Genomic DNA, 20,887 nt, shown 5'->3' on the forward strand with positions numbered 1-20,887 from the left:
GCTAATTCCTGCTTAATGATTCGTTAAGTAATCCGACATTTAATTTTATAATAGACGCGTTAGACTGATTTTATTTCCTCTGAGAGAACAACAAAACATGTCGACAGTGAATCAGTCATTAGCAGAAAGAGTGCAGGCGGTCAGCCAGCGGGCGATCGACGAAGGGCGCATCGTGGGTAGCGTGGTGCTGGTGGCGCAACGGGGCGAACTGGTTTATGCCGGGGCCGCCGGCTATGCCGATCGCGAGTTGCAGCGGCCAATGCGGCGTGAAACGCAGTTTCGCCTGTCGTCGGTGTCCAAGCCTTACATCACACTGGCGGCGATGCGCATGATCGAACGACAAAAGTTGAGCCTGGACGATGCAGTAAGCCGCTGGTTGCCGTGGTTCACCCCAGCGTTGGCCGACGGTCACCGCCCGGAGATTAAAATCCGCCACCTGCTGAGCCACACCGCCGGGCTGGATTACCGCATGAATCAGCCTGCGGACGGCCCGTATCATCGGTTGGACATTAAAGACGGCATGGAGCTGTCGTCACTGACGCTGGAGCAAAATTTGCAGTTGCTGGCGCAGGCGGAACTGTTGGCAGCACCCGGCAGCCTGTTCAATTATTCACTGGCGATCGATGTGTTGGGCGCAGTACTGGAGCAGGCGGCGGGCGAACCTTTGCCGCAGCTGTTCACCGAATGGGTTGCGCAGCCGCTGGGGTTGGGCAACACCGGTTTTTACGCCGCCGATGCCGACAATCTGGCGACGGCCTATTACAACAGTGCCGCACGCCCGGAACCGATGCACGACGGCCTGCTGTTGACGCTGCCGGAAGGCTTTGGTTTTGACGTCGAGTTTGCCCCTTCGCGCGCTTTCGAACGGCAGGCGTATCCGTCCGCCGGTGCCGGCATGGTCGGTGACGCCGACGACGTACTGCGGCTGGTGGAGACGCTGCGCACTGGCGGTGACGGCATTTTGCAGCCCGCGACCGTGGCGCTGATGCGCCAGCCGCACGTGGGGGCTGAAGCCGAGGTTCAGGGGCCGGGCTGGGGGTTTGGTTTCGGCGGCGCGGTTCTTGCGGATGCGCAACTGGCGGCCACGCCGCAGCATAACGGCACCCTGCAATGGGGCGGCGTGTATGGTCATAGCTGGTTTTACGATCCGCAGGCGGCGTTAAGCGTGGTGGCGTTGACCAACACGGCGTTCGAAGGAATGTGTGGGCCGTATCCGCAGCAGATCCGGGATGCGGTGTACGGGATAGGGGAATAAAACCGGGGCTCCGTACAGGAGCCCCGGGAAACAACGATTTATTGCTTACTGTGCCGGTGCAGGAACTGCGTCCTGAGCCGGTGCTTCATCTTCTGCCGGTGCACCCAGCAGGCCGAACATGCCGATGAACTCTTGCAGAGTCATTTTATTGCCGTTCAGATCAACCTGGTTGTCGGCGTAGTGGAAGCTGCTGCCAATCACGTCGTCTTTCAGGGTGGTCAGTTTGAACATCTGGCCCATCGCCGCCAGCCCTTGAACCTGTTGCTGTGCCAGCTTTTGCGCTTCTTCCGCGCTATAGCCTTGCAGCAATGCCGTCTGTGAGGTGGTTTCGGTGGCCATCGCGACCGGAATGCTCAGGCTGGCGTCCAGTTTTTTCACCGAACGGGCAATCAGCTGGTCCGGCGATTGTGCCGGGGAGCCGGCCTGCGTCGGATCGGACAGGTCCAGATTCAGGGTAAAGGTGCTTTCACCCTTGCTGTTTTTCCAGCTCAGCGGCGCAATGCTGATGCTTGGATTGCCTTTCAGCAACAGCGGCAGGTTTTGCAGCAAGATATCGGTGGTTTGCTGCTGGTAAGCGACCGGATCGACGGGTTGGCCCTGTTGCAGCATCGCCAGCGCCTGCTGGTTGTAACGGTCGGCAAACTCTTTCAGCGACTTGGCGTCCAGTTTGTCGATTTTCAGCGACAGCTTGCCGGAACCGAAGTCGCTGTTCTGGATCTTCAGCGCATCCATGGTGTAATCGATCTGGCCGTTCAGGTTGCTGTCTTTCTCGCCGAACTTGCTCGCCAGGTTAAAGCCGTCCAGCGTCAGGGTATCTTTACCGTCAACGGCAACCTTGACCTGCTTCACCGCCATGTTCTGATCGCCGAGGCTGAGATCGAACTGGCCGGCATGGGTCTGGCTCTTCAGCGTAGCGCCTTGCAAGGTCACCTGTTCGATCTGGCCGAACTGGTTAGGGCCGCTGATCACGGCGCTGTCGCTGTTGGCGTCCAGGGTGAAGGCTTTCATATCGCGCGAGACATCGGCATTGATGGTGGCACCGCTGAACTTCAGCGCCGATTTGTCTTTGGTGTATTCCAGCGGGATCACGTCAATGGCCGACGAGGTGTCGCCGCTGTATGAAATGCGCGAGTCGGCGGTGAACAGCGACTTGCCTTTGGTAATGTCAAACAGGCCTTTGGTCGCCGGGGTGTTTTCCAGCTCGGTATGCACCGAGGCCATGCTTGGCAACAGATTGAATTTTTTCAGTTGGGCGAACGGGAAAGGGCCGTGATCGATGGTTTCCAGGAACGCCACTTCGTCGCCGGGTTTCAGTGCGGCATCGTCGGTGGTGACGCTGCCGTCGGCACGCAGCACATAACGGATTTTACTGCTGAAAATGCCGCGCTGGTAATTTTCATACCCCAGTTTGACACCGGCTTTCGGCAGGTAGGCTTTCAGTTGGCTGTTGGCGTTATCAACCACTTCACCCATCCGTTGCTCGATCAGTTTGCCGGTGTACCAGGAAGCCCCGGTCCATGCCGCGCCAAGAACCACAATGACGCTGACAGCGACTAACGATTTTTTCATAGTTCTGTTCATCCTTTATTAAGCCATCTGTTGCAAACAGATGGATGGGCAAGTTTGGGCCAACAAAAAAACGCCCGCAGGCGTTTAATTGTGAAGGTAACCCACTCTTTTTAGCAACTAATTTGCTGAAATTTACCGAGTGACTACGGCAACAGATTATAAACGCGCGCGATTCGGCCTGAACCGCTAACGCTGACCGGGGACTCGAAAGCGCCGATAAAGCAGGACTCACCCGGCTTCAGCGCCAGTTGCTGCCCCTGTTTTTCCAGCACCGCTTCGCCTTCGACGCAGAACACGATGGCCGCGCTGTTTTGCGCCAGCGTCTGCGATGCCGCGGAAAGATCGTGCAGCGAGAAGGCAAAATCCTCGACCGGGATCGGGAAGAACAGCTCATCGCCGCGTTTTTCCGGTTGGGTCAGCAGGCCGGAAACCGGCTGCGGACGGAACTGCAGATTAGCCAGCAATTCAGGAATATCGATAAACTTGGGCGTCAGACCGGCGCGCAGCACGTTGTCCGAGTTGGCCATGACTTCCAGCGCCACGCCTTTCAGGTACGCATGCGGTGTTTCGGCATACAGGAACATCGCTTCGCCCGGTTTGAGCTGCACCACATTCAACAGCAGCGGCGAGAACAGGCCGCTGTCGTCCGGGTAGAAACCGGCGATAAAGCGCAGGGTATTCCAGGGTTCGCCTTGTTGGTTGTTCAGCGCGGCTTTCAGCACCCCGAGCGCCAGCGACTTCTGCTCACCGCTCATCGCCAGCAGGCTGGCAAACAGCGTTGACAGGTGAGCGACGTCCGGTTGTTGCAGGAAGGCGGCGATATCATGGTGCGCACCGGCAATCGGCTGCAGCAGAGAAACGATGTCGGACAGCTCGCGGAAGCCGTTCATCGCCAGGAACGGGGTCAGCGCAAACACCAGCTCCGGTTTGTGGTTTGGGTCTTTATAATTGCGCTCGGCCGCATCCAGCGGAACGCCGGCGGCGTTTTCTTTGGCAAAACCGACAACGGCGGCGGACTTGCTGGGGTGTACCTGGATCGACAGCGGCTGATCGGCGCACAGTACTTTGAACAGGAACGGCAGTTCGCCAAAGCGGCGGGCAACGTCGGCGCCCAGCTGTTTGGGTTGGTCTTCATCAATGAGGTCGCGCAGCGAGCGCAAATTGCCCTTGGCATCCGCCACGCGGGAGCTGCTCTTCGGGTGAGCGCCCATCCACAGCTCCGCCATCGGTTGCCCCTGCGGGTTGGCGATGCCATACAGCCGGGTTAAGGCGTCGTGACTGCCCCATGCATAGTTTTGCACCGCGTTGGTCATTTTTTGCATCTTGATAAACATCCTTTGCGTTCGCCGCCAAAGTGGCGGGGAGTAGCTGACTGATTATAAGGCTAAAACAAGCAGACTCTGCGCACCCATCATACGCTCATCCGATGGCGCTCAATCAGGTGCGCGATCAAACAAGGGGTGCACTTGCGTCCTTCCGGGGGTAAATAACATTTGCAACGCGCTGCTGTTCGGTATTGGCGAAGTATAACGTGATAACAATAAGCGTCACAAATGCCTCTGGCGGTTCGACGGGGTTGCGGGCGGGTAAAAAAACGCCGGTAGAAAGGGATTGTGAAGAGGGTGTTGCATCGGCAGTTTTTGCTCTGGCTATTAATGGAAACGCCAAAGGCCATTTTGACGTTATTTCACACCGTTATATTTCAATGTGTGAATGTTGACGTGAATTATTACTCACTGAATATTTATATCATCATTATGTGGTTTTTTTATTGGCAACCACACATGGGGCTTAAATCGGAAAACAGTGCCGCTATACAGCGCGCGCAATTAAATGGATTCTTTTGATTATGGCTATTTAAACGCTGAGGCACTGATGAAAATTATTATTGGTTATGGGCGCAGGCGCCGGTTGCGGTCACCGCGGCACCGAGGGTAACTCACCCCGTCGCGGCGGTCGGCGTAGGGATATATCGTCATAACGAACGGCAGGATGCTTATGATGAAATCAATCATCTGCAAGATGAAAGGATTAATGCCTACAATCAGCATCATCACTAAATAGTGACAGATTAGCGAAAATACCTGAACCGAGCGTCCGATGGTGATTTTTATTGTATTGGCGCGTTAATGAAGCGCAGGCAGGGCACAGGAGGGAAACGGCAACGAAATAATAGCCATGCAATAAAAAAGACAATGGAGAAAAAATGCTGTGAGGCAACTCTCTTAATGCGAATAGTTATTATGTCACTATACTGAATGGGCGTGCCGACGGGCTTGAGCGCGTTGGCGTAATCGTACATTTTTAGGAATTGTACTAAGGAGACAGTGATGGCAGCCGTTCGTATTGAAAAAGACTCCATGGGGCCCATCGAAGTGCCGGCCGATCGGCTATGGGGCGCACAAACGCAGCGTTCTCTGGCGCATTTTCGCATTTCTTCCGAAAAGATGCCGACGGCATTGATTCATGCACTGGCGCTGACCAAACGCGCCGCCGCCGGGGTAAATCGGGATCTGGGGCTGTTGCCTGCGGAACGCGCTGAAGCCATCATCAACGCCGCCGATGAGGTGTTGGCGGACAAACACCCGGACGAATTCCCTCTGTCGATCTGGCAAACCGGTTCCGGTACCCAGACCAACATGAACATGAACGAAGTGCTGGCCAACCGCGCCAGCGAGCTGTTGGGCGGGGTACGCGGCGAAGAGCGGCGCGTGCACCCGAACGATGACGTCAACAAGAGCCAGAGCTCCAACGACGTGTTCCCGACCGCGATGCATGTGGCGGCGGTGATAGCGGTGCGCGAACATCTGATCCCCGAACTGAAAGTGCTGCACAAAACGCTGAGCGACAAAGCGGAAGCCTTCCGCGATATCGTCAAAATCGGCCGCACCCATCTGCAGGACGCCACGCCGTTGACGCTAGGCCAGGAAATTTCCGGCTGGGCGGCGATGCTGCAACATAATTTGCAGCACATTGAAGCCAGCATTCCGCACATTTGCGAGCTGGCGTTGGGCGGCACGGCGGTGGGTACCGGGCTGAACACCCATCCTGAATATGCGGTGCGCGTCGCCAGGGCGCTGGCCGACTTGACCCGCCAGCCGTTCCTTACCGCACCCAACAAATTTGAAGCCTTGGCGACCTGCGATGCGTTGGTGCATGGGCACGGCGCGCTGAAAGGGCTGGCGGCCTCATTAATGAAAATCGCCAACGATGTGCGTTGGTTGTCCTCCGGCCCGCGCTGCGGCATCGGCGAAATTTCCATCCCGGAAAACGAACCGGGCAGCTCCATCATGCCGGGCAAGGTCAACCCGACCCAGTGCGAGGCGATGACCATGCTGTGCGCTCAGGTGCTGGGCAACGACGTGGCGGTGAATATCGGCGGCGCCTCCGGTAACTTTGAGCTGAACGTGTTCCGTCCGATGGTGATCCACAACTATCTGCAGTCTATCCGGCTGCTGGCCGACGGCATGCAGGGCTTTAATGAGCACTGCGCGGTGGGCATCGAACCCAACCGCGATCGTATTAGCCAGTTGTTGAACGAATCTTTGATGCTGGTTACCGCTTTGAATACCCATATCGGCTATGACAAAGCGGCGGAAATCGCCAAGAAAGCGCATAAAGAAGGGCTGACGCTAAAAGCCGCAGCGCTGAAACTCGGTTACCTGACCGAGCAGCAATTCGATCAATGGGTGCGCCCGGAAGAAATGGTCGGCAGCATGAAGAAGTAACCTCCCACCTTTGATCGTCACCAAGGGGCGCAGTTCATTCATGACTGCGCCCCTTTCGGTATCAGCGTAAAGCGTCGAGCACCGGCAGCAGCTCCAGCGGATCTGGCCGACGGGTGTAATCGGCATTCACTTCGGCATAAAGGATTCGGCCATCCTGGGCGATGACATAGCGTGCCGGCATCGGGAGCGTGCCGCTGTCGTCCTGATTTAACCGGGTTAAATCGAGATTGAGTCGGTTGAAATACAGGTCGCGCAGATTGTCCGGCAGCCTGTAACTTAGCCCGAAAAGTGCGGCCAGTCGATTGCCATGATCGCTAAGCAAAGGAAAGGTAAGCGCATTGTCGCGGATTGATTGGCGGTTGCCGCGCGTCGTCTGGGGGGAAATGGCCACTAGCTGCGCCTGGCGGGATCTCAATTCCGGCTGAGCGGCTTCCAGCGCCTGTAGTTCGATGTTGCAGTAAGGGCACCACGCGCCGCGAAAGAAGCTGATAATCAACGGCCCATTCGCCAGAAGATCGTGGGAAGACAAGCGCGTATTGTCCGCATCCGGTAACTCAAACGCGGGGGCTGTATCCCCGCATTTCAACGCTCGTGCAGCGGCGCCCGTGGCGTTAAGTTCATTTATTGCGCGGCGCATCAGCTCATGATCCTGTGCCTCCAGCGTGAAGGGCAATTTACCGGCTTCAAATTCAGCCTTGAAAGCGTCGAGTTTGTCCTGAAGTTTCATCATGGCTCCTGTTGGGGGGGACTTATTATCGCCATCTTGCCCATTCCTTAACGGCCAGTGTAGACTGCCAAAAACGCTAATGGTTATTCCCTTAAGGAATGATGTGGGCAAATTTTCTGATTTGGAAACCTTTATCTGCGTGTGCGAAACGGAGTCCTTCACCGCCGCCGCCCGCAGATTGAACGTAGGGCAACCGGCGGTTTCAAAAACCGTGGCCCGGCTCGAGCAACAGTTGAATACGCGATTGATGCTGCGTTCTACGCACGGGCTGCGGCCCACGGATGCCGGCCAACAACTTTATCAACGGGCGAAACGTATCCTGAATGAACTGGCGGAAACGGAATCCTTGGTTCGGGAAGGTGGGGCGGGCCTAAGCGGCAGGCTGCGGGTCTCCTCCGCGGCGGTATTTGCCCGAATAGTCGCTTTGCCCGATTTGACCGCTTTCCTGCAAGCCAATCCCCGTTTGGGGATCGATCTGTTGCTGGATGACGGCAACCTGTCACTGATAGAAGAAGGTGTGGATATCGCGCTTTGCACCGGTAGCCTGGACGACTCGTCCTTTACCGCTCGCAAGTTGGGTGAAATAGAGCAGTGCGTCATGGGGACCCCAGCTTACTTTTCCTCCGCAGGCGTTCCTCTGCGGCCCGAAGATTTGGCGCAGCATGAAATGGTGGTCTATCAACGCCGCAGCGGCGCTGAAAATTGGTCATTCAGCCGGCAGGGTGAAACCCGCGCGCTGCGTTTACAGGGGCGAATGCGGGTCAATGCCGCCGAATGCTTGCGCGAGTTGGTGCTGTCTGGATTTGGCGCCACCGTGGCCGGCGAAGGGCTGTTTCGCAGTGAATTGCAAAGTGGGGCCGTTATGAAGGTCATGACCGACTGGCAATTGCCGCCGTTAGAACTCTGGGCCGTTTTTCCTGGCGGCCATTTCGCCCCCGCCAAAGCCAGGGCATTCGCCGATGTAGTCCAGCAAGCCTTGTGCAGGGAGTCATGACATGTCACGTACCGAACGTTTACTGGATCTGATGCAGATCCTGCGACGTCATCGTTATCCGGTCGCCGGCCATGCGCTGGCGCAGGAAATGAACATCAGCATGCGCACGCTGTACCGCGATATCGCCACGTTGCAACAGCAGGGGGCGGAGATCGTCGGGGAGGCGGGGGTGGGTTATGTGTTGCGGCCCGGTTTTATGCTGCCGCCGCTGATGTTCTCGCCGCAGGAAATCGAAGCGCTGGTGCTGGGAATGCGCTGGGTAGGGCGGCGTGGCGACACCCAATTGGCCGGCGCGGCGAATAATGCGCTGGCGAAAATTGCCGACGTTCTGCCCGCCGCGCTGCGCGATGAACTGGAGGCGAACACCCTGTTGATTGGCCCGATAGACGTGGCTCAGGTGGCGGACGAAACGGTGATGCTGATCCGTGATGTTATCCGCCAGGAGCGCAAGCTCGCCGTAAATTATTGCGATCTTGCCGGCAAAATCAGCGAGCGTATTTTGTGGCCGTTCGCGCTTGGTTATTTTGAACAGGCACGCATGCTGGTCGCCTGGTGCGAGCTGCGCCAGGAGTTCCGCCATTTCCGCCTCGATCGTATCCGTCTGGCTACGCCGCTGGCACAGCGCTACCCACGCGGCCGCCGCGTGCTGTTGAAAGAGTGGTATGAAATTCAAGGCATTACTCCCCAGTAAACAATAATCACTACTGCCAAAAACTGTCAGCAGGGCGGGCTAATTTATCGCTATCGGGAACCGCCGGTTCCCTTCAGCCATGAGGACAGTCTGATGACAACCCCAAACATGACTCTGCTTTACGTCGATAGCCCGGAAAAAAGCGTCGTTTTCTATCGCCGGTTACTGGGGCGGGAGCCGGTGGAGCTTTCACCCACCTTCGCGCTGTTTGTACTGAGTAACGGCTTCAAACTGGCGATGTGGTCGAAGCATACCGTAGAACCTGCCGCAACGGCTGCCGGTGGTGGCGGTGAGATTGGTTTTCTGTGCGAGCACCCGCAGCAAGTAGACGCGCTTTGTCAGCAGTGGCGTGAGCTGGGGGTGGAGATTATCCAGCAACCGGTGTCGCTCGATTTCGGTTATACCTTCGTCGCCACCGATCCGGACGGCCACCGCCTGCGGGGCTACGCGCTCAGCCTGTAGCTGCGTCGGTATACAGATGTAGCCGTTTGACCAGTAGCCGCAGCGGTTTGGCATCCGGTTTGTACTTGTGCTTGACCGTTGCGGCGTCGTAATTAAGCAGTTCGCCAATCTTCGGCACTTGCGCGCCGCTTTCCTCCTGGCACAGGGCGATCAGCGGCAGCGGACAGGGGTGTTGCACCTGTTTTTGCTGCTCCTGATACCACACCCGGGCGATCGGCTGTACCTTCACCGGGCGTTTGATTTTCAGCACCGCCTGTTGCGGCAGGCGGCTGACGTCATCGATCTCTCGGCTAACCAATTCGGCCCACTGCTCGCGATTATGTGGCGGCACGGCGCGCCCGGCCTTCAGGCTCTTTTCCAACTGAGCCAAGATATCGTCGCGTTTCACGTTTTTGATAATGTGTTTATTGGCCCAGCCGAAGCGGACCGAATCAGGATTGCTCAGGGCGGTGATGGCGCGATAGGCGCTGAGGGTGATCAGGCCATGCAGGTGAGTGTGGACGAAATCAAACCGCTGCTCCGGCGCCAGGCCCGACTCGACGGTGATAATCTGCTCCAGTTCGGCCTTCAGCCGATTAATCAGGGCGATCTGCGCCTGCAATGCCTGGTATTGCGGCAATTCCACGGCCAGACAGATCACGCCGGGCAAGCGTACCGCCGCCTTGCTGCTGACATTGTGTTTATTGTGATGGATAAACAGCCGCTGGTAGTGTTCCAGTGCGAGGTCGCGCGCCGCCTGGCCGACATGCTGCTCGACGGCGATTTGCTCCACCGCCGCGTGCTCTTTGCCTTTCTCGATTTCCGGCAGGCTGAACACCCGTGCCGCCAGCAGTCGCAGCGGGAGGATCTGCTGGTGGAGCGCGGCCAGAGCCTGCTCCAGCTCGGTGAAACACGCATTCATTCTGCCGATTAGACCGTATTTATCCATCATTCACCTCGTATTTTAGTTACAACATACAATAAGAGAACGGCAAACGAAAGGGCAACCTCGGCCACAGCGATAACAGCAGGCCCCCAGTGGTCCAGCCTGGCAGGGGAATTAAGGTTGCCGCCTGCTTCTGCGTACAGGCAGGCGGCAAGGAGAGGGGTCAGACGCGCGCCGCTTCCGGCAGTTTCTTCAGATAGTGCACTACCAGCAGAGCCAGCAGCAGCATCACGCTGATAAACGCCACCACACCGCTCCAGCCGAAACTGTGCCAGAACACGCCGCCGAGCGTACCGGCGACGCTGGAACCGACGTAATAGCAGAACAGATAAAGAGAAGACGCCTGGCCTTTGGCGCGCCGCGCCCGACGGCCGATCCAACTGCTGGCAACCGAATGAGCGGCAAAGAAACCGGCGGTAAACAGCATCATGCCGATAAAAATAACCGCTACCGGTGCCAGTGCGGTAATCAGGATACCGATCAGCATAATCAGGATCGAAGCCAGCAGAACCGGGCCACGGCCGAAACGAGACGTCATTGCGCCAGCTTTCGGTGAGCTGTAAGAGCCGGTCAGATACACCACCGACAACAGGCCGACAATCGCCTGGCTGAGGTGATAAGGATCGGACAGCAGGCGGTAGCCAATGTAGTTGAACAGGGTGACAAAGCTGCCCATCAGCAGAAAACCTTCGGCAAACAGCAGCGGCAGGCCCTTGTCGTGCCAATGCAGCCTGAAGTTAATCAGCAGGGTACGCGGGCGCAGCGAACTGGCGCGAAAATGCGTAGAGGCGGGCAGAATACGCCAGAACATGCAGGCTGCGGCCAGCGCGAACAACCCGATCACCGCCAGCGACACGCGCCAGGAGAAGAAATCGGTCAGCACCCCGGTTACCAGGCGGCCGCTCATGCCGCCGATGGAGTTACCGCTGATGTAAAGCCCCATCGAAAAGGCGACAAAGCTGGGGTGGATTTCTTCGCTGAGGTAAGTCATGCCAACGGCGGCCACGCCGCTCAGCGACAGCCCAATCAGCGCGCGCATCAGCAAAATACCGTGCCAACTGGTCATAAAGGCGCAAATCAGGGTGCATATTGCCGCCAGCAACAGCGCCACCACCATCACCGATTTACGGCCGATGGCATCGGACAGCGGGCCGGTAAACATCAGGCCGAGTGCCAGCAGGCCGGTGGACGCCGACAGCGACAGGCTGCTTCCCGCCGGCGAGATGCCAAAGTCTTGCGACAGAACCGGCAGGATCGGCTGCACGCAGTACAGCAGGGCGAAAGTAGCCAACCCGGCGGAAAACAGCGCCAGGGTAACGCGCATAAACTGCGGCGTTCCGCGTTCGATATAAGGGAGTTTATTCAGGGTGGAGCGTTTGGCTTTTGGCGCAGCAGCCGCCTCGTCGTTGGCGGCCAGCGTCGACGGCATACTAGCCGCAGAACGCACAGGGGTTGTCACAGTCTTTCCTTACCGAACGTCGGGAGATTTAAATCAGCACATCATGGGTTAACAAAATGATAGGGAGAGCTCAGTTTTTTGTCTAATATATTAATAATTCAAATTAAGACGTTTAAAGTATGAATATCGAACTGAGACACCTGCGCTATTTTGTCGCCGTGGCGGAAGAGCTGCATTTCGGTCGTGCGGCGGAACGTCTGCGCATTTCGCAACCGCCGCTCAGCCAGCAAATCCAGGCGTTGGAGGAAATGGTCGGCGCGCGTTTGTTGGCGCGCAACAACCGCAATGTCAGCCTGACGCAGGCGGGAGAAATGTTCCTGAAAGAGGCTTATCAGGTGCTCGATCAGGTCAGCCGTGCGGCGGAGAAGGCCGCGCGACTGGAGCGTGGGGAACTGGGCGAGTTGACCATTGGTTTCACCTCTTCGGCGCCGTTTATCAGCGTGGTATCGCGCAGTTTGCGAGCTTACCGCCAACAGCACCCGCACGTGCATATAAAAATGCGTGAAGTGAACACCAAGCAACAGATCGAACCGCTGCTCAACGGCGAGTTGGATCTGGGCGTGATGCGCAATACGCGCTTGCCGGAAGTGCTGAAGCATCAACTGTTGCTGTGCGAGCCACTGGTCGCGGTGGTGCCGGAAGGGCATCCGCTGACCCATGTTGCGCCCGGCACCTTGCGTTTCCAGCATCTGGCGGAAGAACCCTTTGTGTTTTTCTCGCGAGAGGTAGGTACGGCGCTGCATGACGAAATCCTGTCGCTGTTGGCCAAAGCGGGGATCACGCCTTATATTACCCAGGAAGTCGGTGAAGCGATGACCATCATCGGCCTGGTGTCTTCCGGGCTGGGTATTTCTATTTTGCCGGCGTCTTTTGGCCGGGTGAAAGTCGATGGGGTGAAATACCTGCCGCTGGCGGAACCGGAGGCGATGACCGAAGTCTGGTTGGTGCATCACCGCCAAAGGGCGCTGACCGCCGCGGCCAAATCGCTGATGGCACTGCTGCTGCCGTGACGGAGTGCTGCGCAAATAAAACGCAATCCGCAGCGAAAGCGGGGCGAATTTGTGCGGCAAATCACATAACGAATCAAATAGTTGACGCTGTATTACAAAAGCCCCACCATAGCCTCTAGTCTTTATTTAGAAGCGCGAAAAATAGTAGGAGCAGGTTTGTGATTGCTGTTGGGCAGCCTGGGCATATCGATCAAATCAAACAAACAAATGCAGGGGCAGTTTATCGGTTAATCGATCAACTGGGCCCAATTTCGCGCATCGAACTGTCAAAACGCGCGCAGCTCGCCCCCGCCAGCATCACCAAAATCGTGCGTGAGCTGCTGGAAGCGCATCTGGTTAAAGAAAACGAATATCAGGAAGTCGGCAGCCGTGGGCGGCCGGCGGTCGGGCTGGTACTGGACACCGAAGCCTGGCATTACCTTTCCGCTCGTATCAGCCGCGGCACCATTACGCTCGCGCTGCGCGATCTCAGCAGCAAACTGGTGGTGGAAGAGCTGTTGCCGCTGGATGCCGAACACCCTGAACCGCTGCTAAAACGCATTCTCAGTGAAGTTGACCAATTTTTTATCCGCCATCAAAGCAAACTTGAGCGGCTGACGGCGATCGCCATTACGCTGCCGGGCATGATTGATGTGGCCTCCGGCGTGGTGCACCGTATGCCGTTTTACGATGTCGTGGACATGCCGCTGGGGCCCGCGCTGGAAACCCGCACCGGGCTGCCGGTCTACCTGCAGCACGATATCAGCGCCTGGACCATGGCCGAAGCGCTGTATGGCGCCTCGCGCGGCAGCCAGAACGTGATTCAGGTGGTGATCGACCACAACGTCGGGGCGGGTGTGATCACCGGCGGGCGGGTGCTGCACGGCGGCAGCCACAGCGTGGTAGAGATTGGTCATACGCAGGTCGATCCTTACGGAAAACGCTGTTACTGCGGCAACCACGGTTGTCTGGAAACCGTCGCCAGTATTGAAAACATCCTGGAGATCGCCCAGCAGCGTCTCGCGACCTCCATGAGCTCCAGCCTGCACGGCGCGCCGCTGACGGCTGAATCCCTGTGCGATGCTGCGCTGGCGGGCGATCAACTGGCCAAAGACATCATCCTCGGCGTGGGCCACAGCGTGGGGCGTATCCTGGCGATCATGGTCAACTTGTTCAACCCTGAAAAAATCCTGGTCGGCTCACCGCTGAATCGTGCGGCAGAAATCCTGCATCCGGCCATCGCCTCTTGCATTCGTCAGCAGTCGTTGCCGGCTTACAGCGACCATGTACAGGTAGAATCTACCCAGTTCTTCAACAAAGGCACCATGCCCGGGGCCGCACTGGTGAAGGAAGCCTTGTACAACGGTTCGCTGTTGGTGCAACTGTTGCAAGGGTAGTATCAGTAATACTTATCGTTTAACGACAAAAGATTGCGCTACCTCAAGCCCCGTACGCTCAGCATCCCCTAAAATTTTCCCGTTCGTCTCCTTCGCCTTATTGCGGCGATATTTGGATTTATGGAGCATTTCGGGGCAATTAAAACATGTTAAAGCGTTTATTTGTAACAGGCACGGATACCGACGTCGGTAAAACCGTGGTTTCCCGCGCCTTGCTGCAGGCGCTCGCCGCGCAGGGCCGTTCGGTAGCCGGCTATAAGCCGATCGCGGCGCGTTGTCAGGAAACCAGCGAAGGCATTCGCAATAAAGACGCTTTGGTTTTACAGGCGTCTTCGACCCTGCCGCTGTCGTACGAGGAAATTAATCCCATCACCTGTCTGGATGAGGTGTTTCACGCCCATGCCACCGAGGATATCAACTACGGCGTGATGAGCAGCGGGTTGCAGAGTTTGTCCGCCAGAGCCGACACCGTGGTCGTGGAGGGCAGTGGCGGTTGGCGTGTGCTGATGAACGATCTGCGTCCCTACGCCGAGTGGGTGATCCAGGAGCAATTGCCGGTGGTATTGGTGGTGGGGATCAAGCTGGGCTGCGTCAGCCACGCCTTGTTAACGGCGCAGTCGATCATTAATGACGGCTTACCTTTGCTGGGATGGGTTGCGAACCGGATTAACCCGGGGCTGGCGCATTACGCAGAAACCATTGAAGCCTTGCGTCAACGCATCCCTGCGCCGCTGTTGGGTGAAATCCCTTATCTGCCCCGCGCCGAGCAGCGCGAGCTGGCGCACTATCTCGATATCTCCGCGCTGTTGAACCGTTAGGCGTTGTGATAGACCGACACTGAGCGCAAGCCACGCGACACGGTGGTGGCGATCACGCAGGCCAGCAGGATACCGGGCAACAACGTGTATTCGCCGGTCATCTCAAACACCATCAGTGCGGCCATGATCGGCGCGTGAGTAGTGGCGGCCAACAGAGTCGCCATGCCGGTCAACGCCATCAGCAAGGGTACGGCCGCGCCCAGTTCGGGCCAGGTGGCGCACAGTTGCCCAACCAGCGAGCCCAGCGCCGCCCCGACAAACAGCGTTGGGGTGAACACGCCGCCAGGCGCGCCGGAACCGCTGCTGGCAAGCACCGCCAGCAGTTTGCAGATCAAAATGGCGCCAACCAGCAATACGCCGGGCGGCGTGCTGAGCAGAGACTGCACCACGCTGTAGCCATTGCCCCACACTTCAGGAAACAGCAGCGACAGTAAACCAACAATGAATCCGCCCAGCGCCAGCTGCAGCGGCGGCGTCAGGCGCAGCGAGCGGAACGCATGGCCGGAAGCCGACATCGTCCACAGAAACAGCGGGCCGCAGATACCGGCCAGTATCCCGAGCAGCGCCATCAACAGATATTGCACCGGCCAGGGCGCAGGCAGCGGTTCCACCAGATACAGCGGCGCCTGGCCACCGTTGAGCAAATTGGTCACCAGCAGCGCGCTGACGGCGGCAATCACCACCGGGCCGAGCGAAGCCAGCATCAGAGTGCCAAACAGAATTTCGGCGATAAACAGGCTGCCCGCCAGCGGCGCGTGATAGGCGCTGGCCATACCGGCGGCCGCACCGCAGGCCACCCACAGTTTCCACTCTTTCTCATGGGTGAAGCGTTGGGCAAATACCGATCCCACCAGCGCCGCCAGCAGGATCATCGCGCCTTCGCGGCCGATGGCGCTGCCGCTGGATACCACCAGCAATGAAGCCAGGCATTTCACCAGGCTGGCGCTGACATCGAGCCGTCCGTCGCCGGTTTCTATCGCTTCCATATAATCGGTGGGCGCTATTTGCCGCTGATGCTGATAACGCTGATAAACCCACAGCAACAAACCTGCCGCCAGGCCGCCCAGGGCCGGAGTCAAGGCTCTGCGCCAGCCCGGTAATGCGGCGGCGGCGGCCACCAGGCTGCCATCTTCGTGATCGAGCAACGCCCACTCCAACCCGAGCATGGCACGGTGAAACAGCCAAACGACCAACGCGGCGGCAATGCCCAGAAATATGGCGATAAACAGGCGGCGCAGCAGGGCGCGGTAGTGATGCAAGTGGACCCATCGTTTCATGAGGCGGTAAAATCGTGAGAAAAATGAAAGGTTCAGTTGGGCATTGTGCTTGCCGGTCCGGCCGAAGGCCAGAGAATCTTTTTAGATTCGCCGCTGGGATCGTGGTTTCAACGGCGAAACGATAAATCCCGTTGATTTACGGTTACGTTGTCACCAAATGTTCAAATGATGCGTTTTTCGCCATTGAAAACAGGGAAGTAGACACAGCTTACGGCAGCGTTTAACCCGGCGGGTATAATTTGATGACAATAAAAATCCAGAGCCAAACAACGCCATGACAAATAACGACTCATCTGCACCCCTCGCTCATCGCCCGCTGATTCTGATCGCCTGCATGCTGGCCATGTTTATGTCAGCCATCGAGGCGACCATTGTCGCCACGGCGATGCCGACCATCATCGGCGATCTCGGCGGTTTCTCGCTGCTGGGCTGGGTCTTTGCGGTCTATTTGCTGGCGCAGGCCATCACCATTCCGATCTATGGCCGGCTGGCGGATCTGCTGGGCCGCAAGCGGGTATTTTTCTTTGGCGCATCGCTGTTTTTACTGGGTTCGGTGTTGTGCGGTTTTTCGCCCAACATGTACTGGCTGATTGGTTTTCGGCTGTTGCAGGGGCTGGGGGCCGGGGCGATTATGCCGATTGCAACCACCATTATCGGCGATATCTACAGTGCGACCGAGCGGCCGAAGGTCATGGGCTATCTGTCCAGCGTGTGGGGCGTGTCGGCAATCATCGGTCCGCTGCTGGGGGCGTTTATCGTCCAGCATTTGCCTTGGGCGCTGGTGTTCTGGGTCAACTTGCCAATCGGCCTGCTGGCGATGTTTTTCCTTGGCCGCTATTTGCCTTCCAGTAAACAGGTGCGTAAACACGCGCTGGATCTGGCGGGCACGGCGTGGCTGACGCTGTTTGTCGCGGCGCTGCTGATGTCGCTGCTGCAGGCGGAAAGTCTGGGGTGGTGGGTATTGCCGCTGTTGTCGCTGGCGGCGGTTTCGCTGATGCTGCTGATCCGCCAGGAACGCCGTGCGCCAGAGCCGCTGTTCCCGCTGGCATTATGGCAAAGCCGGGTGATTGTGGCCGGCAATATTGGCGGGGTGGTGATCGGTGCGGCGATGATGGGGATCAGCGCTTTTCTGCCGACCTTTATTCAGGGCGTGATGGGCGGAACGCCGCTGGAAGCCGGAACCACGCTGGCGCTGATGTCGATCGGATGGCCGCTGGCCAGCACCCTGAGCGGGCGGCTGATGTTGATGACGTCTTACCGTACCACCGCGTTGCTGGGGGCGCTGTTGCTGGTCGCAGGCGGGTTGATCTTACTGCTGCTGCAGCCGAACGGCGGTCTGTTGTGGGGGCGGTTGGCGGCCTTTATGGTGGGTGCCGGCATGGGGCTGTGCAACACCACGTTTCTGGTTTCAGTGCAAAACGCCGCGCATCACAGCATTCGCGGCATAGCTACCGCCTGTACGGTATTCACCCGGATGATGGGATCGGCCATCGGCACCGCTATTCTGGGGGCTACGTTGAATCTGAATTTGCAGCATCGTCTGCCGCAGACGGCCGATCCGGTGCAGCAACTGATGGAGCCGGCGGTGCGGGGCGCAATGACGCCGGAAAAGCTGGCCGATATCATTCAGCAGGTGGCCGCTTCGTTGCATTGGGTGTTTTTGGTTTCCGCACTGATTTCGTTGCTGGCGCTGGCGGCGGCGATGTTGATTCCCGCACGGCATAGGCCGCAAGGCGAGGGTGAAGAGGCGGAACAGGCGTAAAAAAAGGAAAGGGCGCGGTTGCGCCCTGAGCTGCAGTTATTGTGCGGTTTTGGTGTCCTGGCTGGTGCCGGTCTGCGCCGCGTCACCGTTGTCGTCGCCGTTGCTCAGGCGGGTATAGACAATTTTCTGGGTGTCGTTTTCGCAGTGACCCACGACCAGTCCGCCAGCCTGTTGAGCCTGGTCATTGGGCACGATGTCCAGTTTGAAACCGGATTCCGGTACGCCGTTTTTGACAATTTTCTGTGAAATGTCCGCCTTCACGCTTTCGCATGAAGCCAAGGCTGCCAAGGGGGCTGCGGTTAGCAGCAGTGCACCCAGGATAAGCGCTTTTTTCATCAATTCGTCCTTATTTGAGCATGAGCTTCCTTTGTCACAATAGCAGCAATGGCGGCGGAGGTTAACGTTCGCCGCTTGCTGCGGCGTGATTAAGGATTAATCTGACGACCGGTCTGGCGATCCAGACACTTGCGGGTGTTCGGTTCCCAATAGGCGTTAACGTTCAGGCTGTCGTCGCAGCGGTCTTCGTTATCAATCGCCTTGTCTACCTTGTCGAACTCTTTCTCCACACGGGTGTTGACCTTATGGCGCAGGGATTTTGTGTCGTTAAACTGTTCTTTGCTCTGGCGTGCCGCTTCGGTGCTCATGGCACCGCTGTTGCTGCCATCGACAGTGACGCAGGTGCTGCCCTGAGTGCAGGTGGCAGCCAACGCCGGAGCCTGCCAGGCACCCATCAACATCAGCATGGCGACCGGCAGCATCCCGCGCAGCAGTCGTGGAGTAGAAAGTGTTTTCATCGTTTCATCCTTATGAGTTAGTGTTGCCGGGAGAAGGTAACACTGGCTTAATCTCGCCCGCAGGCGTGGCAATAAATATACCACCGAGCTTTGATGCTGCACCAGCCAAGCACCGCTTCGTTTACTTTATAGAGAGAAAATCGTTACCCATGTTAAAGACTACCCTGCTATTTTTCGCCACCGCGTTAGCCGAAATTATAGGCTGCTTCTTGCCTTACCTGTGGCTGAAAAAAAACGCCGGCGTTTGGTTATTGTTGCCGGCGGCGGCCAGTTTGATGTTGTTTGTCTGGCTGTTGACGCTGCACCCGGCCGCCAGCGGGCGAGTCTATGCGGCTTATGGCGGTGTTTATGTGGCAACGGCGCTGCTGTGGTTGCGGGTGGTGGACGGGGTTAAGCTGTCGGCGTTGGATTGGCTGGGCGCCGGGGTGGCGCTGGCGGGGATGTTGATTATCGTTTCAGGCTGGCGTGCCGCCGGATAACCCGGCGGCACGGGAAAAATCAGGACTCGCGGTGGATGTTCAACCCGGCGAAGGACTGGCTGACCGGCATGATTTCCAGCGTATTGATATTGACGTGGGCCGGCAGGGTCGCAACCCAGAACACCGACTCGGCGATATCTTCCGGCGTTAGCGCATTGGCGCCGTCGTAGATCTTGTCAACTTTGCCATCGTCGCCTTTGAAGCGCACGTTGGAGAACTCGGTACCGCCCACCAGGCCAGGCTCAATGTCGGTGACGCGGATGCGCGTGCCGTGCAGATCGGCCCGCAGACCCAGGCTGAACTGTTTGACGAAAGCCTTGGTCGCGCCGTAAACGTTGCCGCCGGCATAGGGCCAGTTGGCGGCGACGGAGCCGATGTTGATCACATGGCCGATATTGCGTTCAACCATCGCCGGCAGCAGGGCGCGGGTCATATTGACCAGGCCTTTGGTGTTGGTATCGATCATGGTATCCCAGTCGTCGGCGTCTGCTCTGTGCGCCGGCTCCAGCCCCAACGCCAGGCCGGCGTTATTCACCAGCACGTCGATTTGGCGCAGCGTTGCAGGCAATTCGTCGATCACCTGCTGAATAGCGGCGCGGTTGCGTACGTCCAGGCGGACGATATGCAGCGCGTCACCCAGTTCGTCTTTCAACTCTTCCAGACGTTCAACGCGACGCCCGGTGGCAATCACCTGGTGGCCTTCGCGGATAAAACGTCGTGTGATAGCCTCGCCAAAACCTGATGTGGCGCCCGTGACAAAAATGATCATGTGACTGTTCCTCAAGTGTTTATACCCTACATGCTATTAGGATTAGCATAATCCCACATCAAGTGGCAGCGGTTATCTGCGTGAGCAGTAAAAAACAGTCATCGATGCCGGAAAACGGGCGGTTTTCGGTCGGTTAATGACGAAAGGATAAGGGCCGGGCCGCTAAACGATGATCAAGGGGCCGGCCCGGCAAAACGCTTAAAGCTGTGGCGGGACGTGGTAGACCACGCAGTCGTATTTGGTGTTTTCGCGCCGGCCGGCTGCCACGCCGCCGAGGGATTCAGCGATACGTCGGCTGGGGACGTTTTGCTCGGCCACCGGGTAGACAAAGTGCTGCGGCCGGTAACGCTCACTGGCCCAGACCGCCATGGCGTGGACAATTTCGCGGCCATAGCCGTGGCCCTGCTGAGTCTCTTTCACCCAAATACCCAGTTCCGGCGTTTGGCTGTGCAGATCGTGTGCGCCACCCATGCCGACAAACTTTTTACCGTCGCGCAGACGGGCAACAAAAATCACTTCCTCGCCTTCACGGATCAGCGGTAACCAGGCTTCCCAGACGTTGGCGAAGGCCTCCGGCGACTCCTCCGGTTCAAAATTCATAAAGCGCGTCAGCGTAGGGGTAATCGCCTGGTAAACCTCGTCGGCGTCTGCTGCGGTAAATGGAGCAATCAACAACCGGTCGGTGTTAAGGCGGCACTGAGAAAGGTCACTGTGAATCATTCTTATTACCTCGCTTTTCAGGCCAAAACGGCAAAAAATCCGCGCCCGTCAAAACGGGGCGGATCATCGATA

Annotated in this window: 20 protein-coding genes; 10 read left to right on the plus strand and 10 right to left on the minus strand. The window is 57.8% G+C overall.

Going from position 1 to position 20,887, the window contains the following annotated elements:
* The first annotated feature begins 97 nt into the window (after window positions 1-97).
* A complete protein-coding gene (locus ACUTQW_RS04455) occupies window positions 98-1,255 on the plus strand; it encodes a serine hydrolase domain-containing protein (protein ID WP_020438963.1) in 1,158 nt (385 codons plus the stop codon).
* 45 nt (window positions 1,256-1,300) lie between these two features.
* On the opposite strand, the gene ACUTQW_RS04460 is transcribed toward ACUTQW_RS04455, so the two are convergent.
* A complete protein-coding gene (locus ACUTQW_RS04460; protein WP_006325002.1) occupies window positions 1,301-2,824 on the minus strand; it encodes a YdgA family protein in 1,524 nt (507 codons plus the stop codon).
* A gap of 143 nt (window positions 2,825-2,967) precedes the next feature.
* A complete protein-coding gene (gene manA / locus ACUTQW_RS04465; RefSeq protein ID WP_006325003.1) occupies window positions 2,968-4,146 on the minus strand; it encodes a mannose-6-phosphate isomerase in 1,179 nt (392 codons plus the stop codon).
* A gap of 1,008 nt (window positions 4,147-5,154) precedes the next feature.
* Between manA and fumC the strand changes: the two genes are divergently transcribed.
* Complete coding sequence (gene fumC / locus ACUTQW_RS04470; RefSeq protein WP_198640353.1) at window positions 5,155-6,552, plus strand: class II fumarate hydratase; 1,398 nt, start codon at window positions 5,155-5,157, stop codon at window positions 6,550-6,552.
* Between the two features lie 61 nt (window positions 6,553-6,613).
* Here the strand turns inward: fumC and ACUTQW_RS04475 are convergent, their stop codons facing one another.
* Complete coding sequence (locus tag ACUTQW_RS04475) at window positions 6,614-7,282, minus strand: peroxiredoxin-like family protein (protein WP_232808037.1); 669 nt, start codon at window positions 7,280-7,282, stop codon at window positions 6,614-6,616.
* A gap of 100 nt (window positions 7,283-7,382) precedes the next feature.
* On the opposite strand from ACUTQW_RS04475, the gene ACUTQW_RS04480 reads away from it, so the two are divergent.
* The 3 genes from ACUTQW_RS04480 (at window position 7,383) to ACUTQW_RS04490 (ending at window position 9,426) form a co-directional block, all read left to right on the plus strand.
* Entirely contained in the window at window positions 7,383-8,273 is an 891-nt protein-coding gene (locus ACUTQW_RS04480; RefSeq protein ID WP_006325006.1) for a LysR family transcriptional regulator, read from the plus strand.
* 1 nt (window position 8,274) lies between these two features.
* Entirely contained in the window at window positions 8,275-8,964 is a 690-nt protein-coding gene (locus tag ACUTQW_RS04485) for a helix-turn-helix transcriptional regulator (RefSeq protein WP_020438964.1), read from the plus strand.
* Window positions 8,965-9,057: 93 nt separating this feature from the next.
* On the plus strand, window positions 9,058-9,426 hold the full coding sequence (locus ACUTQW_RS04490) for a VOC family protein (protein ID WP_037432828.1): 369 nt from the start codon (window positions 9,058-9,060) through the stop codon (window positions 9,424-9,426).
* Here ACUTQW_RS04490 and tus read toward each other — a convergent pair.
* On the minus strand, window positions 9,416-10,354 hold the full coding sequence (tus, locus tag ACUTQW_RS04495) for a DNA replication terminus site-binding protein (protein WP_020438966.1): 939 nt from the start codon (window positions 10,352-10,354) through the stop codon (window positions 9,416-9,418). The two genes, ACUTQW_RS04490 and tus, sit on opposite strands and share 11 nt — an antisense overlap.
* 160 nt (window positions 10,355-10,514) lie before the next feature.
* A complete protein-coding gene (locus ACUTQW_RS04500; RefSeq protein WP_235196208.1) occupies window positions 10,515-11,780 on the minus strand; it encodes an MFS transporter in 1,266 nt (421 codons plus the stop codon).
* A 149-nt stretch (window positions 11,781-11,929) separates the two neighbouring features.
* Here ACUTQW_RS04500 and ACUTQW_RS04505 point away from each other — a divergent pair, with 149 nt between their 5' ends.
* The 3 genes from ACUTQW_RS04505 (at window position 11,930) to bioD (ending at window position 15,014) form a co-directional block, all read left to right on the plus strand.
* Window positions 11,930-12,820, plus strand: coding sequence for a LysR family transcriptional regulator (locus ACUTQW_RS04505; protein ID WP_006325015.1), 891 nt, complete (start codon window positions 11,930-11,932; stop codon window positions 12,818-12,820).
* A 158-nt stretch (window positions 12,821-12,978) separates the two neighbouring features.
* The gene (gene mlc, locus ACUTQW_RS04510; protein WP_004944010.1) at window positions 12,979-14,196 is read left to right on the plus strand and encodes a sugar metabolism global transcriptional regulator Mlc; all 1,218 of its coding nucleotides are present in this window, start codon (window positions 12,979-12,981) and stop codon (window positions 14,194-14,196) included.
* Window positions 14,197-14,342: 146 nt separating this feature from the next.
* On the plus strand, window positions 14,343-15,014 hold the full coding sequence (bioD, locus tag ACUTQW_RS04515; RefSeq protein WP_004944013.1) for a dethiobiotin synthase: 672 nt from the start codon (window positions 14,343-14,345) through the stop codon (window positions 15,012-15,014).
* On the opposite strand, the gene clcB is transcribed toward bioD, so the two are convergent.
* Window positions 15,011-16,291: a voltage-gated ClC-type chloride channel ClcB gene (clcB, locus tag ACUTQW_RS04520; protein WP_037430857.1), complete on the minus strand. Its 1,281-nt coding sequence runs from the start codon at window positions 16,289-16,291 to the stop codon at window positions 15,011-15,013. The two genes, bioD and clcB, sit on opposite strands and share 4 nt — an antisense overlap.
* Before the next feature lie 274 nt (window positions 16,292-16,565).
* Here clcB and ACUTQW_RS04525 point away from each other — a divergent pair, with 274 nt between their 5' ends.
* The gene (locus ACUTQW_RS04525) at window positions 16,566-18,053 is read left to right on the plus strand and encodes an MDR family MFS transporter (protein ID WP_004944017.1); all 1,488 of its coding nucleotides are present in this window, start codon (window positions 16,566-16,568) and stop codon (window positions 18,051-18,053) included.
* A 36-nt stretch (window positions 18,054-18,089) separates the two neighbouring features.
* On the opposite strand, the gene ACUTQW_RS04530 is transcribed toward ACUTQW_RS04525, so the two are convergent.
* On the minus strand, window positions 18,090-18,389 hold the full coding sequence (locus ACUTQW_RS04530) for a DUF1161 domain-containing protein (RefSeq protein WP_013812766.1): 300 nt from the start codon (window positions 18,387-18,389) through the stop codon (window positions 18,090-18,092).
* Between the two features lie 89 nt (window positions 18,390-18,478).
* Window positions 18,479-18,847, minus strand: a complete 369-nt coding sequence (locus ACUTQW_RS04535; RefSeq protein WP_020438969.1) for a DUF1283 family protein — start codon at window positions 18,845-18,847, stop codon at window positions 18,479-18,481.
* A 149-nt stretch (window positions 18,848-18,996) separates the two neighbouring features.
* Between ACUTQW_RS04535 and ACUTQW_RS04540 the strand changes: the two genes are divergently transcribed.
* Window positions 18,997-19,326, plus strand: coding sequence for a YnfA family protein (locus ACUTQW_RS04540; protein ID WP_004944027.1), 330 nt, complete (start codon window positions 18,997-18,999; stop codon window positions 19,324-19,326).
* 19 nt (window positions 19,327-19,345) lie between these two features.
* Here ACUTQW_RS04540 and ydfG read toward each other — a convergent pair whose 3' ends face one another.
* Window positions 19,346-20,095, minus strand: coding sequence for a bifunctional NADP-dependent 3-hydroxy acid dehydrogenase/3-hydroxypropionate dehydrogenase YdfG (ydfG, locus tag ACUTQW_RS04545; protein ID WP_006325026.1), 750 nt, complete (start codon window positions 20,093-20,095; stop codon window positions 19,346-19,348).
* 198 nt (window positions 20,096-20,293) lie between these two features.
* Window positions 20,294-20,815, minus strand: a complete 522-nt coding sequence (locus ACUTQW_RS04550; RefSeq protein ID WP_006325029.1) for a GNAT family N-acetyltransferase — start codon at window positions 20,813-20,815, stop codon at window positions 20,294-20,296.
* Window positions 20,816-20,887: the final 72 nt, after the last annotated feature.

The organism is Serratia sp. TSA_7 (assembly GCF_052692135.1).

Coding starts and splice junctions, on each gene's coding strand:
- ACUTQW_RS04455 (WP_020438963.1), top strand. CDS start 98: ATGTCGACAGTGAATCAGTCATTAGCAGAAAGAGTGCAGGCGGTCAGC.
- ACUTQW_RS04460 (WP_006325002.1), bottom strand. CDS start 2,824: ATGAAAAAATCGTTAGTCGCTGTCAGCGTCATTGTGGTTCTTGGCGCG.
- manA (WP_006325003.1), bottom strand. CDS start 4,146: ATGCAAAAAATGACCAACGCGGTGCAAAACTATGCATGGGGCAGTCAC.
- fumC (WP_198640353.1), top strand. CDS start 5,155: ATGGCAGCCGTTCGTATTGAAAAAGACTCCATGGGGCCCATCGAAGTG.
- ACUTQW_RS04475 (WP_232808037.1), bottom strand. CDS start 7,282: ATGATGAAACTTCAGGACAAACTCGACGCTTTCAAGGCTGAATTTGAA.
- ACUTQW_RS04485 (WP_020438964.1), top strand. CDS start 8,275: ATGTCACGTACCGAACGTTTACTGGATCTGATGCAGATCCTGCGACGT.
- ACUTQW_RS04490 (WP_037432828.1), top strand. CDS start 9,058: ATGACAACCCCAAACATGACTCTGCTTTACGTCGATAGCCCGGAAAAA.
- tus (WP_020438966.1), bottom strand. CDS start 10,354: ATGGATAAATACGGTCTAATCGGCAGAATGAATGCGTGTTTCACCGAG.
- ACUTQW_RS04500 (WP_235196208.1), bottom strand. CDS start 11,780: ATGCCGTCGACGCTGGCCGCCAACGACGAGGCGGCTGCTGCGCCAAAA.
- ACUTQW_RS04505 (WP_006325015.1), top strand. CDS start 11,930: ATGAATATCGAACTGAGACACCTGCGCTATTTTGTCGCCGTGGCGGAA.
- bioD (WP_004944013.1), top strand. CDS start 14,343: ATGTTAAAGCGTTTATTTGTAACAGGCACGGATACCGACGTCGGTAAA.
- clcB (WP_037430857.1), bottom strand. CDS start 16,291: ATGAAACGATGGGTCCACTTGCATCACTACCGCGCCCTGCTGCGCCGC.
- ACUTQW_RS04525 (WP_004944017.1), top strand. CDS start 16,566: ATGACAAATAACGACTCATCTGCACCCCTCGCTCATCGCCCGCTGATT.
- ACUTQW_RS04530 (WP_013812766.1), bottom strand. CDS start 18,389: ATGAAAAAAGCGCTTATCCTGGGTGCACTGCTGCTAACCGCAGCCCCC.
- ACUTQW_RS04535 (WP_020438969.1), bottom strand. CDS start 18,847: ATGAAAACACTTTCTACTCCACGACTGCTGCGCGGGATGCTGCCGGTC.
- ACUTQW_RS04540 (WP_004944027.1), top strand. CDS start 18,997: ATGTTAAAGACTACCCTGCTATTTTTCGCCACCGCGTTAGCCGAAATT.
- ydfG (WP_006325026.1), bottom strand. CDS start 20,095: ATGATCATTTTTGTCACGGGCGCCACATCAGGTTTTGGCGAGGCTATC.
- ACUTQW_RS04550 (WP_006325029.1), bottom strand. CDS start 20,815: ATGATTCACAGTGACCTTTCTCAGTGCCGCCTTAACACCGACCGGTTG.